We start from the raw sequence: 14,767 nt of genomic DNA on the forward strand, positions 1-14,767 counted from the left end.
CGGCTAGACCCTGAGGGTCTCGCGCCCGAGCGCACAACTCCTCACGCCCGAATGAAGCCGACTCCTCTGCTTATCTTGTTCATGACTCCGCTGGCGCTCCGCGCGGCGGTGACGCATTCCGGATTCACGGATCCGAATCCCTCCCCCACCAACCAATTCGGGGCACACGTCGTGCCACTGGCGAATGGCAACGTGGTGGTCACCGCCCCGGGCGACAATGCCGGCGGCCAGAATGCAGGCGCGGTCTATCTCTTCAATGGAGCCACGGCGGACCTGATCAGCACTCTGACCGGCAGCTCGACCAACGACAGCATCGGCTCGAATGGAGTCGTGGCCTTGCCCAATGGCAACTTCGTGGTGCTCAGCCCGACTTGGGACAATGGCGCGATCCAGAATGCCGGCGCGGTAACTTGGGTCCATGGCGGCACCGGGATTTCGGGCGCGATCAGTGCGGCCAATAGCTTGGTGGGATCTTCCACCGATGACTTGGTAGGCGCGATCCATTCCGTGAAGGTGCTGGCCAACGGCAACTACGTGGTCTCCAGCACGAGCTGGAACAACGGAGCGGTCGCCGACGCCGGAGCCGCCACCTGGGGCAGCGCCACCAGCGGCGTGAGTGGCACGATCAGCGTCGCGAACAGCCTGATCGGAGATTCCGCCGGCGATGCGGTGGGCGGCGATGTGGTCGCCCTGCCCGGCGGCAATTATGTGGTCGTGAGCTCCTCTTGGGCCAACGGCAGCGATTCCTCCTCCGGAGCGGTAACCTGGGGCAATGGCAGCAGCGGCGTGAAGGGTGTGGTCGCCGCGTCTAACAGCTTGGTCGGAGCCAATGGCAGCGTGGTGGGCAACGGCGGGATCACGATCCTGAGCAATGGCAACTATGTGGTCTCGAGCCCGGAGTGCTGGCGGCAGAATGTAGCCACAGCCGGAGCCGCCACCTGGGGCAGCGCCACCGCGGGCGTGAAGGGCGCGGTCTCCACCAGCAATAGCCTGATGGGGACCCGGGTGAATGACCGGGTCTCTTCCCAAGGCATCACGGTCCTGACCAATGGCAACTACGTGGTCAACAGCCCGGAGTGGGACAACGGCAGCAATGAGAACGCCGGTGCCGCCACCTGGGGCGATGGTGATACCGGGGTGAAGGGCGCGGTCGCCGCCTCCAACAGCCTCGTCGGCAACAAGCCCGGCGACTATGTCGGGAATCCCGGTGCCATAGCCTTGACCAACGGCAACTATGTCGTCGGCAGCGTCTATTGGACCTTCAGCGGAGGAGCCGCCACCTGGGGCGACGGCAGCAGCGGAGTGAAGGGCGTGGTCAGCCTCTCCAACAGCTTCACCGGCACCTTAACGGGTGACGGCGCAGGGTCGCGCATCACCGCCCTCGCCAACGGCCACTATGTGGTCACCTCCGGCGGCTTCGACAACGGCCCGGTCCAGAATGTCGGCGCGGTTACCTGGGGCAATGGCAACACCGGCTTGATTGGCAGCGTCAACGCTGCCAACAGCTTGGTCGGCACCAACACGGGTGACTTGGTCGGCGCATCGGATGTCGTCGCGCTCAGCAACGGCAACTTCGTGGTCGCGAGCGAATACTTCCGCAATGGCGGTGTGAACGAAGCCGGGGCCGTCACCTGGTGCAATGGCTCGGGTCCGGTGATCGGTGTGGTCAGCGCATCCAACAGCCTGGTAGGCAGCACTGCGGCGGACTCGATCGGCCGGAGAGGCACGGTGCGCCCGCTCGCGGGCGGGAACTATCTGGTGATCTCCAGCAAGTGGGACCGCAATGGCACCGTCGATGTGGGTGCGGCCACCTGGGGCAGCGGAACCACGGGCGTGAGCGGCGAGATCACTCCGTCTAACAGCCTCGTCGGTTCCACCCAGCAGGATGAAGTTGGAGAGAACGGCGCAGTCATCCTGTCCAACGGCAACTATGTGGTCTCCAGCCGCCGCTGGGGTGACGCCTTGGGTGCCCTCACCTGGGGCAGCGCGGCAAGCGGCCTCAGCGGCGAGATCAGCGCCGACAACAGTTTGATCGGCACCCGCAGCGGAGATGACATCGGCGACGAATTGCCGGTGCCGCTCTCGAACGGCAACTATGTGGTGGGCGTCACGAACTGGCACTACTTCTGGGACAGCTTCACGCTGGGTAGCGGCAGCAGTGCTCTAACAGGACAGGTGCACCACCATCCTTCCGGCTTCGTGCGCGGTGACGGCCAGACCTCGGTGCTGCCGCGGGTGATCCCGGACGACGTGAATGGCGTCTTCTATTGCTCCGTCCCCGACGCTGGCAAAATCATCGTCGGCTCGCAGACCACCGGCTTCCCGACCACCACCGCAGCCGTCGAACGCCTGGATGGCACGCCGCTGGCCAGCGGCAGCGTCCTTGACTTCGGGCCGGTGGCCACCAACACCGCGCTGGAGATCCCGGTAAAGATCCGTAATGCCGGGCAAGCGCCACTGGTGCTGCCGAATGTGGCGATGCATCAGGAATCAGGCCCTTTCTCGGTAAACTACTTGGGGCCCGTGGTCCTCGATCCCGGAGCCAGCATCACCGCCACCGTGAAGCTTCAGAGCACCCAGCTCGGCGACCGCACCGGGCTGCTGAAGATCACCAGCAACAGCAGCAGTTCTCCCGACTTCTCCCTGAACCTAAAAGGCCGCATCACCACCTTCACCGAGGCCGCATACAGCAGCTTCACCAGCGCCGCCGGCCTGCAAGGCGATGATGCTGCGGACGATGCAACCCCGCACGATGATGGCGTGGCGAACCTGCTCAAGTTCGCCTTCAACATGGATGCCTCCAAGCCCGATCACCGCATGCTCGAACCCGGGGGATCTTCCGGATTGCCGCGTTGCTCGGTGGTCGAGGAGTTCGGCCAGACCTGGTTGCAGGTCGAATACATCGCCCACTACAGCAACGTGATGCTGACCTACACCCCGAAGTGGTCGGCCTCACTGGCCCCCGGCAGCTTCGTGGCGATGACGGGGCCGGTGTCGCAGTATCCCCTGCCGCAGGAAGGCTGGAAGCGCGTGATCGCCCGGCAATCGATCAACCCCGCGATCCACACCCGGCGCTTCGCGATTGTTGAGGTGACGAAGTGAGGAGGGCGAAGCGCCGCGGCGGGACGATGACGACGCAAGCACTCCATCGGCCTCCCGCTGACTGGCGTGTGCTTCTGCCGGCACCCGGGCACGCCACGATGGCCGCGATTGGGCCTGCCGTGATTGGAGCCACAGCTGCGGCTACCAACTATCAGGCAAACCGGAGTAAAGATTCGAACAGATAGGATTGATGGGGAGAAGCCCGGTGTGTTAGAGGGGACTCAACTCCCCTTGAAATGAGAACCGACGAGGAAAAACGCGCCGCATATGAGCTGGCTCTAAAGCGAATGGAACATGAGCACTCCCTTGAAAGTGCGCGTCTGAACTGGTTCCTCGCCTTTGAGGCTTTCCTTTTTACCGGAGTCAGCTTTGGGCAGCTCAATTCCAGCGTCGCCATGGATCCCCGTTTCTTCCGGTGGCTCGTGCCGGGGGTCGGCACCTTGGTGGCGCTGGCGACACTTCTAGGGGTAGCTGCAGCTCAGCAGGCGAGAACGGCGTTGAAAAGGTGGTACCAAAAATACGTGAAGGAAGAGCCGGAGAATGACCCGGCAAGCTCCACAGATTCTTGGTTTAAGAAGTTCCAAGATAAATACTTCAAATCGAAGCTAGATCCGACGATTGAAAACGGAAGCAGTCCCCATCCTCCGTTTAGGCCGTCGCCTCGCGCAGGCGAATGGGGCCGTATTACATCGTGGGCACTTCCCCTTATCATCGTTGGTGGATGGATTGCCGTGATGTGCTTTTGTCATCCTGGCACGAAGACTCCGGGCAGTGAGGAAAGAGATACTTCTCCGGGCAAGGAAGGAGCCGGTACCAAGAAGGAACCGTAGGCGGTGATGGGTAGCCCCAGATCTTGCGCGTCCCATCCGGTGACCGCCCCCTGGGACCGCGAGGCCTCCGCCTCGCTTTGAAGGTCGAGGGGAAGAGAGGGCGTGGCCGGTGGCTTCCCTTCTGTCCAAGCCGGGCTAGAGCCCGGCGCTCCCGGGGGGGCTTTGAAGGTCGCGGGGAAGAGAGGGCACGACCCGTGGCTTCCCTTCTGTCCAAGCCGGGCTGGAGCCCGGCGCTCCCGGTGGCGGGCTTAGACCACGGTGCCCACGCCCGGGATCGGGCAGGGATACATGCCGTCCGATCCTGGCTTCGGGCCCGGGTCGGCATCCCAGGCGAGGCGCTTCGGCATCGTGTCCAGGGTCGAGTTAAGGGCTTGGTCCCAGGTCACCTCTCCGCCGCTGTAACAGGCCATGCGACCGAGGATCGAAGTGAGCGTGCTCTCTGCGGTGTAGTAGGCGTTGTTGATCGGAGTGTCGCTGCGGATGTGATCGTAGAGCACTACGTGCTCGGTGTCGTAGGGGTTGTTGTCCTGGCCGTTGAAGCGCCAGATGACCTTGCCCTTGCGGTCCTTGATCATGCCCGGATAGGCGGTGCCCGCGGTGCCGGCGAAGGTCTCGCTCACCCGCGACCAGACATCGTTCCAATGGCGTGCCTGCGCGTTCATCACCGTCCCGTCGGCATAACTGTACTCGACGTAAAAGTGGTCGTAGATCTCGCCATACTCCTTGCCCACGCGCTTGGTGCGGCCGCCCATGCCCACGGCCTTCACCGGATGGTCCTTCTTGAACCAATTGCCGACATCCAGATTGTGGACGTGCTGCTCGGTGATGTGGTCGCCGCAGATCCAGTTGAAGTAGTACCAGTTACGCATCTGGTATTCCATCTCGGTCATGCCCGGCTTGCGGTCGCGGACCCAGACGCCGCCGCTGACCCAGTAGACCTGCGAGGACACGTGGTCGCCGATCATTCCCCCCTCGATCTGCTTGAGCGTTTCGAGGTAGCTCTTCTGGTAGCGGCGCTGGAGGCCGCAGACGACCTTCAGCTTCTTCTGATCGGCGATCTTCGCGGCCTCGATCACCCGGCGGATGCCCGGGCCATCGACCGCCACCGGCTTCTCCATGAAGATGTGCTTCCCCTGCTGGACCGCATACTCGAAGTGCGCGGGGCGGAAGCCCGGCGGCGTGCACAGCAGCACCACTTGGGCCGCATCGATCGCCTGCTTATAGGCCTCGAAGCCGGTGAAGCGGCGCTCCTTCGGCACATCCACCCGCTCGCCGAACTGGGCCTTGAGCTGATCGTGGGCGATGTCGAGATTGTCGCCGAAGGCATCCGCCATCGCGATCAGGCGGGTGCCCGGCACGGCCAGCGATTGGGCGGCAGCCCCGCTGCCCCGGCCACCACAGCCGATCAGGGCGATCTTGATTTCATCACTGCCACCGGCCTGGGCATGCAGCACGGAGGGTAGAGCGGAAGCAGCGGCGGCAATCGTGCCGGCTTTCAGGAAGGAGCGGCGGTCGGAGCTGGGTACAGTCATGGCGCAAGGAACTACGAAAGCTATGTCGCGTTCTTGCGAGATGTGACACCGGGTTTTCACCGGCCCCCGGCGGGGACCGGCCAAATCCGCCGGGATCCGCCCGGCCTGCCTGCCTCAGGGATTCCCTGCCTTCTCCGGCTCCACGAATTCATCCACCGCGCGGAAATCCACGCGCTTGGTCTGGGAGTTGTTGAAGAAGAAGATGTAAGAGCGGGTATTCGGCTCCACCGGCCAGCGGGCGGAACTCAGCGGCTTATCGCCGTCCTTTTCGCGCACGCCGAAGCCGACGTCGTAGAAACGGCCTTCCTTTGCGCCTTCTGGCCGCAGGATCTGGCCCTTGCCCGGTGCGAGGATGAATTTCGCGGTGCCGACGAAGCCGAGCACGGTCTTGTCGCAGTGATTGTAGAAGTAATTGTCCCCGCGCCGGAAGGCCGGATCGTCGGAACGCAGCACCTCAGGCTTGTAGCCACCCTTCGGGTCCGGCAACAGCAGCACAATGAAGGCCTTGCCGGCGTCCGGCAGGGTAACCGCGGCGATAGGCAACTTCTTGTCCGCGGTGACGACCTTGAACTGGCGTCCAAGAGCCACTTGCGGTTCGGAGACGTTGTTGGTCGGGAGGGTGAAGGCCGCCGAGACCTTGTCTTCACCCGACGCCATCATCACCTCGCCGATTTCCTTCGGTACGCGCTCCGCGAGGAAGCGCACCTTCAGACCTTTGTTATCAGCTTCCTGGCCGTGCAGGATCGAGGAACAGGCGACTAGTAAGATCAGAGCGAATCGCATCATGGCGGGAAGCTATCAGACTTCATCCGGATGTAGCCACCGGAATGCGGCAACTTTGTAGCGGCGGCCGAAATTCTTGTTCGACTCGCTTTGCAGGCTCGCGATCGCCACCTCCGGCTTGTCCTGGCTGTCGACAAAGTCCTTGCCGCGTTCCACAACCGCCTCGCACCAAGCGCGGGCGAGGATCTTGCCGTCCTTGTCCACCGATTCGCCATAGGCGCGGACGATGAAACTGTCCGAGCGGGCCGCGAGCACCGGCGCGATCGGGGTGAGGATGTCGCCTTGCTTGACGATCCCCGGCATGCCGTAGCCGGCTGCGCCTTGCTCGGCTTCGGGGAACTTGAAGCGGCCGGCGACATTGGTGGCGACGGCACGGTCACCGTCGTTGAAGCCGTCGTTGATCTTCACATCCTTGGAGTCGAGCGCGGCCTGGATGGCACCCGCACGGGCCAGATCCTTGTCGTTGCCGGGCCGGCGGTTGATGAAGTCGGCAAGGCTGAGGAAAGGACCGCGCAGGCGGACTTGCTTGACGATGGCACGGGCGAGCTGGTCGATCTCGTCATCGCTCAGGGTCCGGCGGCCGATCCACTGGGCATCATTCATGACGTCCGTGGTGCCGCTCTTCGCGAGGGTGTTTTGCGGCGTCAGCAAGCCGGCGACGGGAGTGTCCTTGTCATTGCCACCGACCACCGAGTCGGCACCAGCGGCGCTGTGGACTACCACCGAGCGGCCCTTCACGCTGCCGAGCAGGGTCTTCCAGGCCTCGATCGAGGTTGAGTTGACGTTGAAGAGGCCATCCACCCGGATCATACTGGCGGTCAGCGTGGTGCCGAGGTCGGTCGGGTTCGCGCCGGAGAAGAGCTGGGCCAGGGTCTTCTGGACATCCACTCCCGAGGTATCGGGCAGGTAGCGGGTCACGGGCAGCTTGCCGCTGCCATTGAGGAATTCCTCGGCGACCACCTTCTGCGCGCGCTGCTTGCTGTAGGTCTTGAGCGTCTGCGGCGTGATCCCGGAGAAGAACCAGGTATCCCACAAGGCTTGGTTGGCGAGGTAGGAATGATCGGCCAGCAGGCGGCCACCGCCGCTCATTGCGCCGTCGGTCTTGTTAGCGGGAATCATCGGCGGAGCGAGGGAGTTTCCGATCGCATGCGAGATCTGTGGCAGCAGGGGCTCGCGCGAGTTCAGGATCGCGTAGCCATACTTCGGCCGGATCATCTCAAAGCCATTGGCGAAGGAGTGCTGGAGCGCCGCGAGAGAAACGATCGGTTCACGCGGGATCGAGTGAGTGATCACGTAGCTCTTGCCGAGCTGGGCATTCATTCCGCCGCCGAAGAATCCATTGCCGGCGCCTGCGGTCTCCAGGCTGCGGTTCTTCCAACTGGTCAGGGAATCAACCGTGTATTCATAGGGCCACGCGTCGAGTTCCTCCTGTGACAGGTCGAAGAAGTCGACGAAGTCGGCCTTGGGATTGAGACGGCTCAGGAAGCGCGTCCGCATCGCGGGATCGGTGCCTTGCTCGGTCTTGGCATTGTAGGAGAAGATCACGATCGGGGCCTTGCCGGCGGAGCCAGCCAATTGCCCGCCCGTAAGCGTCCGGCCGTCCTTCTCGAGGACCGACTTGAAGACCGTGGGCTTGTCCTTGGCAAAGAAACGACCCGTGATCTTGGTGCCGTTGACACCGGGTGCGGTCTGGCCGCGGTCTTCGCCATACTTCAAGCGCTTGTTGCCGAAGTCCCAGTCGATGAACATGCCACCATAGCCCAGGCTGTTGCTGCCGCGGTCATCGCCCACGTAGACCTCGTGGTGGGTCACCGAGAAGTGGCGGCTGTGAGTGGCGTAGCCGGGCGGCACTTGGCCGGTGGAGGATTGGCCGGCGGTGTAACCGTTCGGCCGCACCTCATAGGCAATCTTGCTATTGGCGCTGATCGTGACGGGCGTGCCCGCATCGGTCTTCAACTGGTAAACGATCCCGTTGCCGAGGTTGAAGCCCGCGCTGCCGATCAACTTGTGGTTATCGGTGGTCAGGGCACCCATCGTGTTCATGCCGCCGTTCTGCGAAATCTTGATGACCTCGCCCGGCTTGAAGACGAGCTGTTGCTGGTTCCCCGCCAAGAGCGACACGAAGTTGCCGTCGGAACTGGAGAGCGACTGGATCAAGGGACAGCGCAGCCAGGAGCCGCCGTCCAACTTCACCATGATGTCGTACGGGATCTGCCAGTACTTGATCGACATGTAGGCGCTCGTCGGGATGGCCACCGGCACATCGAGCGGATTCCACATCGTGATGATCGGATCGGCGACCACGGTCAGGGTGGTCGCGCCGTTGACGGTCTGGCTGCCGAGCGACAAGACCATCTGGTAGCTGATGATGGTTGGCTGCTTGAAGTAGAATTCGTCGTCGCTCTGGCAAGCCGTCGCCGACGAATCGACCATCAAATACGGAGCGCCGGAAGGGATGTTGCCGCCACCGGTGGTGTACTTCGCGCTGCCGGTGGTCTTCAGCTCCTTGTAGAGATTGTAGTAGGACCAGAGCTCGAGAAGGTTGATGCCGTTCTCGACATTGCTGCCGCTACCGACCTTGTAGAGCGCCGGCGTCCGCGAGACGTTCAAGGTGGCATTCGCGGTTGCCGAGGGGCGCTCCAGTTGCATGGAAAGATCCTTGCGGAAGCCGCCCGAGCGCACGTTGGTGAGCAAGCCGGTCGACGAAGAGGCGAGATCGTGGAAGAGCTTTTGCGGGGCCTTCGGGGAATTCGCCACAAACCCGGCCTGCTGCCAGTCGGTCACCTTCGGCATGTTGGGGTTGTCCCCTTTCAGATCATCGAAGGGATACTCGGTGCCCGCTTTGGCGAGTTCCACCGCATTGCGGGGCGCGGTCTGCAGACCGGCGCGCGTGGCGGCCAGCGAAGTATCGGTGGACACGGTGGGCGTGGACAGGGCCGCCTTGACGCCCTGGTCACCGGTCCACCAAGCGATCCGGGGGCTGCCCTTGTCATCACCGCTGGTGCTGCCGCTTTGGCGGATCCGCATCGCGGGAGCGTCGACGCGACCTTCGGTGCCGGCATCCTTGCCCAAGGTGCCTTCAGCAACGAGATGAATGACATCCTTGTCGCTGCTGCTCTTGGCGGCGTCGACTTGCTTCACGTCGTCAAAATTGCCCGAGACCAGCCAGGAGCGGAACGAGGGGCCGGGCCGGGTCGTCGCGGTCGAATCCCAGGAATTGTAAACCCCGGTCCAGTGACGACGCTCGGCAGTCGCGGCGGATTCATCGCCCTTGCTGCCTGAGGCCAACTGGTCCGCGGTGGTAGTAATCCGCTGATCCGGGCCAGTCTGCTTCTGGAGCTGGGCAATCGCCATCGCCAAGGCCATCCGGGCATTGGCCCGCGCCTCGGCGAGATTCGATTCCCGCCCTGAAGTGGATAGTGAGACGGTGGATAAGGTTAAGAGCCCCACCGCCAGGATAGTCAGCAAGACCATCAAGGATAGGGAAATGACCAGGGCGAATCCATTCTTACGAAGGGGGAGGAAACGAAGGCGAAAGACTTGGACGCGGGTCGGCGAACAAAGGTTTTTCATCAGACAGCAAACGATCGGGTTTAGATGTAAATACATCCTCCGGAATCTGTCTGACAAATCCTTTTTCCGAAAACCGACGATTTTTTGTATGACAAGGGGTTCCGACCCCACCCGATGGGGTGGGGAAAATGGCCAGAAAACACCCTAAGACGCCCCAAAAGCGGGGAGTCAGGCCTCGCGCGGGTCCTCTTGTGAAGCGCCTCCCGCCTTCGAAAGGGAAGGTGCTCAGAATTCGCAGTGCCCCGGCGTCCGCGCGAAGGGGATCACGTCGCGGATATTTTGCATCCCGGTCACGAACATCAACATGCGCTCGAAACCCATGCCGAAACCCGCATGCGGGACAGTGCCATACTTCCGCGTATCGATATACCAAGAGTAATCCTCCGTGCTCAGGCCGTGCCGCGCCATGTTGGCCAAGAGCACGTCGAGCCGCTCCTCACGCTGGCTACCGCCGACGATCTCGCCGATGCCCGGGACCAGCAAATCCATCGCGGTGACGGTTTTGTCGTCATCGTTCAGGCGCATGTAGAAGGGCTTAATCTCTTTCGGGTAGTTGTAGACCGTGGTCGGCTTCTTGAAGTGCTCTTCGGTTAGCCAGCGCTCGTGCTCGCTCTGGAGATTCAGGCCATACTCGACTGGATACTCGAAGCTCTTGCCCGACTTCAGGAGGATCTCCACCGCTTCGGTATAAGACACCCGCTCGAAGAGACTATTCGCCACGAATTCCAGGCGCTCGCGCAGGCCCTTGTCCACGAACTTCTCGAAGATGCTGAGATCGCCGTCCTGGTGCTCAAGCGCTTCTCTAACAAGATACTTCACCATCGCCTCGGCCAGGTCCATGTCGCCCTGCAAATCGCAGAAGGCCATCTCCGGCTCGATCATCCAGAACTCCGCGGCGTGGCGCGAGGTATTGGAATTCTCCGCACGGAAGGTCGGGCCGAAGGTGTAGATATTTCCCAGTGCCGTGGCAAAGAGCTCACCCTCAAGCTGGCCGGATACGGTCAGGTGCGAGGCCTTGCCGAAGAAGTCCTCTTCGTAGGACTTGGCCTTGCCCGCCAGTGGATCGAGGGTAGTCACGCGGAACATCTCCCCTGCCCCTTCGCAGTCGCTGGCGGTGATGATCGGCGTGTGGATGTAGTAGAAGCTGCGCTCCGCGAAGAAGCGGTGCACCGCGTGGCTCATGCGGCTGCGCACGCGGAACATCGCGCCGTAGAGATTCGTGCGCGGCCGCAGGTGCGCGATGCTGCGCAGGAACTCCGGCGAGTGTCCCTTTTTCTGCAAGGGGAAGTCATCCGGCGCTTCGCCTAACAGGCGCACCGAGGTCGCCTGCATTTCCCAAGCCTGGCCACCGCCCTGCGAGGCCACCAGCTTGCCCTCCACCGCCACCGAGGCCCCCGTGCTCATCCTGGCCAAATCCTCCGACCCGGGAATCCCGGCATCCGCGATCACCTGCAAGTTCCCCATCGTCGAGCCGTCATTGAGCTCCAGGAAAGAGAAGGCCTTCGAGTCGCGCCGCGTCCGCACCCAGCCGGCGGCGTGGACGGAATCGGCGGGGGCGGAGGAAGCGAGAAGATCGCGGATCAGGCTGCGCATGACATGGTCTAGACAGCGGCCCGGGGCCGCGCAAGCCCAGCCCGGAGCCTGCGAATCAATCCTCCCTGCGCGGCACTACAATCACCGCCTCTACCCCCTCCCCCGGAGAACTCCGGATCTCCAGCTTTCCACCCAGCATCCCGATCCGCTCGCGGATCGTGAATAGCCCCATGCCCGTGCCTGCCTGCCTGCCGGTCAAGATACTCGCCGAGTCGAAGCCTTTCCCGCCGTCCTTGACGATGACCCGCAGATTGACCGCATCCTCCGCGGCCAAAACGACCGTCGCAACCTTCACACCCGAGTGCTTCACCACATTGAAGAGCAACTCACGCACGGCGGAGAAGACCAGGCTGCGGATGTCGTGGTTCTCCGCATCGACCTTCCAATCGAGCACGAGCTTCACCTGCAATTCATGCTTGTCCTTCATCCACACCCCACCCAGCCAATCGAGCGCGGAAGCGAGGCTCTCGCTCAGCACCGGCGGTGAAAGCTCCACCGTCAGCGAGCGCAAGCTCACCAGACATTCCCCCAGCAAACCCGCGACCGCGCTCACGTCCTCCTTCAGCTGCTCGTCGCCGCTTCGTCGCATGCCTTCGCAGCGCATCTTGGCGGAGACCAACAATTGCTGCACGTGATCATGCAGCAGCTCGGCCATGCGCGTGCGCTCGCGTTGTTCGCTGCGCGTCAGCTCGGAAGCCAGTTGACGGAGCTGGTCCCTCTGGGCGCTCAACTCCGCGGTCCGCTGCTCGACCCGCTCCTCTAGGCTGTCATGGGCCTGTTGGAGTTGCTCAATTGACTTCTTCCTTGCGGTGACGTCGGTGAACACCACCGCCACCTGCCGCTCCGCGGGCCCGCCGACGCGGAAGGCGAAGAAATCAAACCAGCGGTCGCCCAGCTTGCTCGCCGGCCGCTCAAAGCGGACCGCCTCCCCACTCACCGCCACCCGGCCATAGATTTCAAACCAATGCTCCTCATGCTCCGGGGCGAATTCCCGCATCGTCTTGCCAACCGCATCGTGTAGCCCGGTCTGGCGTTCGAAAGCGGGATTCACCCTCAGAAAGCGGTAGTCCACCGCCAGGCCGTCTTCGTCGAAAATCACCTCGATGATGCAAAAGCCTTCATCGATGGAATTGAACAAGGTCTGGTAATCGACCTCTGACTTTTTCAGCTCCGCTTCGCCCCGCTGGCGCTCGATCAAGTCCGCCGCCTGCCGCGCCACCACATCTAACAGCAGCAACTCCCGCTCCGAGGCTTCGCGGGCCTCCTTCCAGTGAGTGGCAAGCAGGCCCACGATTTTGCCCCGCCGCGATACCAGCGGTGTGTACTGTACCGCATGGATGCCCACCGCTGCATAGAAGTCCGCCGTGCTCGTGTCGCGCATGAGGCCGCAAGCGTGGATGTCCGGCGCACTGTAGCGCCGCTCACTGGCGAGCGCCCTCGCCCCGGCGGCACAGGCATCCGCATCCACCAGCGTCCATGCCGCCACCGCAGCCGCGTCGAAGCCGACGGTTGCCAGCAGCTCCAGCTTCTCATCCTCCTGGCATAGCATCTGCAAGCTGCCGAAGTCCGCACGCGCGAGCCTTACCGCGGCATTGAGCAGCACCTGATAAAGCACCTTGCCCTCGCCCTCTTCCATCAAGCTGCGACTGATCTCCTGGAGTTCCCGGGCATCCGCCACTTCCTGCTCCAACCGGGCTTCGCTTTCACGCAAGGCCTTCTCCGCCAGCCGGTGGGCGAGGATTTCCGCCGCCTGCCGCGCGAGCAAATCAAGAAAGCCGAGTTGCTGTTCATCCAGGCGCGGGTGCTCACGCCAATGAATCGTATAAACGCCGATGACCCGGCCGCTGCGATTGATCAAGGGCGTCGATAGCGCCGAGCGCAGCCCCTCTTGCAAATGAGCGGCCCGCGAGCCATCCGGATCGGAAGCAAGCGGGTCATCGAAGTCCATGATCACGCGCTCACCTGTAGCGAGGGCGATACTACAAGAAGTCTGCGAGTCCCGCTCCAGATGGACGAATTTGGAGATGATCCCCGCGCTCAAACCGCGGTGCACGACGATCGACAGCTTTTCGCGCTGTTCATCCAAGACCTGCACTGTCCCGGCATCCGCCGCCACGACCTGCATCGCAGCATTCAGCAACTCCGCCGCGACCGCCTCAATGCTGTCGCCGCTCACCATTCGGAGGGCGAGATCGCGGGGGAGATTGCGCATGGAGTGGTTTAGCCAAGGGGGTCCGGGCGCGCAAGAGGAAGAAGGAAATGGACAGGATACGGTTCAAGTGATCACGCCCCCCCGCCCGAGTCGGGAAGGGACGAAACCCGAGGTTTCGCAGGGCTGCATTCATTCTCACCAAGTTGTGAATTTTAAACACATGTCATTCAAACGGTCGCGTATCTAATCACCTCAAAAACGGCCAGATAAAATCAGTCTTCGTCCATAATCGGACATTCGCGAATTTACGGTTTCTTTTGTTGAATCGCTCGTTTGAGCCGCGTAAACGCGTCTGCTTCTCACCACTTCATGAGACATTCTATCTATTGTTAGTTTATCTCAGGAGATGCAAGCCAATACACCCACCCTTACATGAACACTACTCCTCGTGTCTATCGGTCCGCGGCGATTGCCTCGGCTGCCATTCTCGCGGCCTGCCTTCCGGCCGGTGCTGCGATCACCTTCGCGAACCCCGGCCTCGACGGCACCCCCGGCTACGGCAACGCTCCGACCAGTTGGCTCGGAATACCCAACGGGACCCCTTATTCCCAAGCCACCACTGCGGACGGATCCCAACCGATCCTCTTGGGGCCTACCGGTTTCAATGTAGCCAATGGATACTTTGGGACTCCTCAGTCAGGAAGTACCTTTGCTGCCGGAATCTACGGCAACATTGCAGGCGGCATCTACCAGCAAGGAATCCAGCAGACGCTCAGCGGCTTCACCGTTGGCGAGACCTATTCCTTCAGCTTCTTTCAGGCCGTGGTGGGATACAGCGGTGCACAGGACGATAGCGGCAGCTGGAAGGTATTCGCCAATGGCACGTTGATTGCGACGACTGCACCAAGCACTACCACCGTGGCTTGGAACGCTCCCGGCAAGCCCCTGATCTGGGAAGAGCGGACTGTCACCTTCACGGCTACTGCGGACACGATCAATATAGCGTTCCTCTCCTACGATCCCGAAGGCATTGGCACTGTGACCGAAGACAGGACCCTCATGGGCATCGACTCATTTTCACCCATCTTTGTCCCGGAACCTTCCGCCGCGATGCTGGGTCTGGTAGGCGCACTGGGCCTCCTCCGTCGCAGGAGGGCTTGAGTGCCTGGAGGCGGCCCCGTATCCGATGGGACTGGGCCGCC

8 protein-coding genes are annotated in these 14,767 nt (G+C 62.4%); 3 read left to right on the forward strand and 5 right to left on the reverse strand.

The window, feature by feature from the left end:
* The first annotated feature begins 51 nt into the window (after window positions 1–51).
* Both BV071_RS07540 and BV071_RS07545 read left to right on the forward strand, forming a co-directional pair.
* Window positions 52–3,102, forward strand: a complete 3,051-nt coding sequence (locus BV071_RS07540) for a hypothetical protein (RefSeq protein WP_035604436.1) — start codon at window positions 52–54, stop codon at window positions 3,100–3,102.
* A gap of 236 nt (window positions 3,103–3,338) precedes the next feature.
* Window positions 3,339–3,932 carry a hypothetical protein gene (locus BV071_RS07545; protein ID WP_035604444.1) on the forward strand — a complete coding sequence of 198 codons (594 nt, stop codon included), beginning with the start codon at window positions 3,339–3,341 and terminating at the stop codon, window positions 3,930–3,932.
* A 248-nt stretch (window positions 3,933–4,180) separates the two neighbouring features.
* On the opposite strand, the gene BV071_RS07550 is transcribed toward BV071_RS07545, so the two are convergent.
* The 5 genes from BV071_RS07550 to BV071_RS07570 form a co-directional block, all read right to left on the reverse strand.
* Complete coding sequence (locus BV071_RS07550; RefSeq protein WP_035604446.1) at window positions 4,181–5,464, reverse strand: Gfo/Idh/MocA family oxidoreductase; 1,284 nt, start codon at window positions 5,462–5,464, stop codon at window positions 4,181–4,183.
* 114 nt (window positions 5,465–5,578) lie between these two features.
* Complete coding sequence (locus tag BV071_RS07555; protein WP_035604448.1) at window positions 5,579–6,250, reverse strand: hypothetical protein; 672 nt, start codon at window positions 6,248–6,250, stop codon at window positions 5,579–5,581.
* Between the two features lie 12 nt (window positions 6,251–6,262).
* Window positions 6,263–9,721 (reverse strand): hypothetical protein, encoded by a 3,459-nt coding sequence (locus BV071_RS07560; RefSeq protein ID WP_035604450.1) that lies wholly within the window; start codon window positions 9,719–9,721, stop codon window positions 6,263–6,265.
* A gap of 324 nt (window positions 9,722–10,045) precedes the next feature.
* A complete protein-coding gene (gene asnS, locus BV071_RS07565) occupies window positions 10,046–11,413 on the reverse strand; it encodes an asparagine--tRNA ligase (protein ID WP_035604452.1) in 1,368 nt (455 codons plus the stop codon).
* Between the two features lie 55 nt (window positions 11,414–11,468).
* Window positions 11,469–13,625, reverse strand: coding sequence for a GAF domain-containing protein (locus BV071_RS07570; protein ID WP_081885856.1), 2,157 nt, complete (start codon window positions 13,623–13,625; stop codon window positions 11,469–11,471).
* A 372-nt stretch (window positions 13,626–13,997) separates the two neighbouring features.
* Here BV071_RS07570 and BV071_RS07575 point away from each other — a divergent pair, with 372 nt between their 5' ends.
* Window positions 13,998–14,726, forward strand: coding sequence for a hypothetical protein (locus BV071_RS07575; RefSeq protein WP_035604457.1), 729 nt, complete (start codon window positions 13,998–14,000; stop codon window positions 14,724–14,726).
* The last annotated feature ends 41 nt before the right edge of the window (window positions 14,727–14,767 follow it).

The organism is Haloferula sp. BvORR071, from assembly GCF_000739615.1.
Classification (GTDB): domain Bacteria; phylum Verrucomicrobiota; class Verrucomicrobiia; order Verrucomicrobiales; family Akkermansiaceae; genus Haloferula.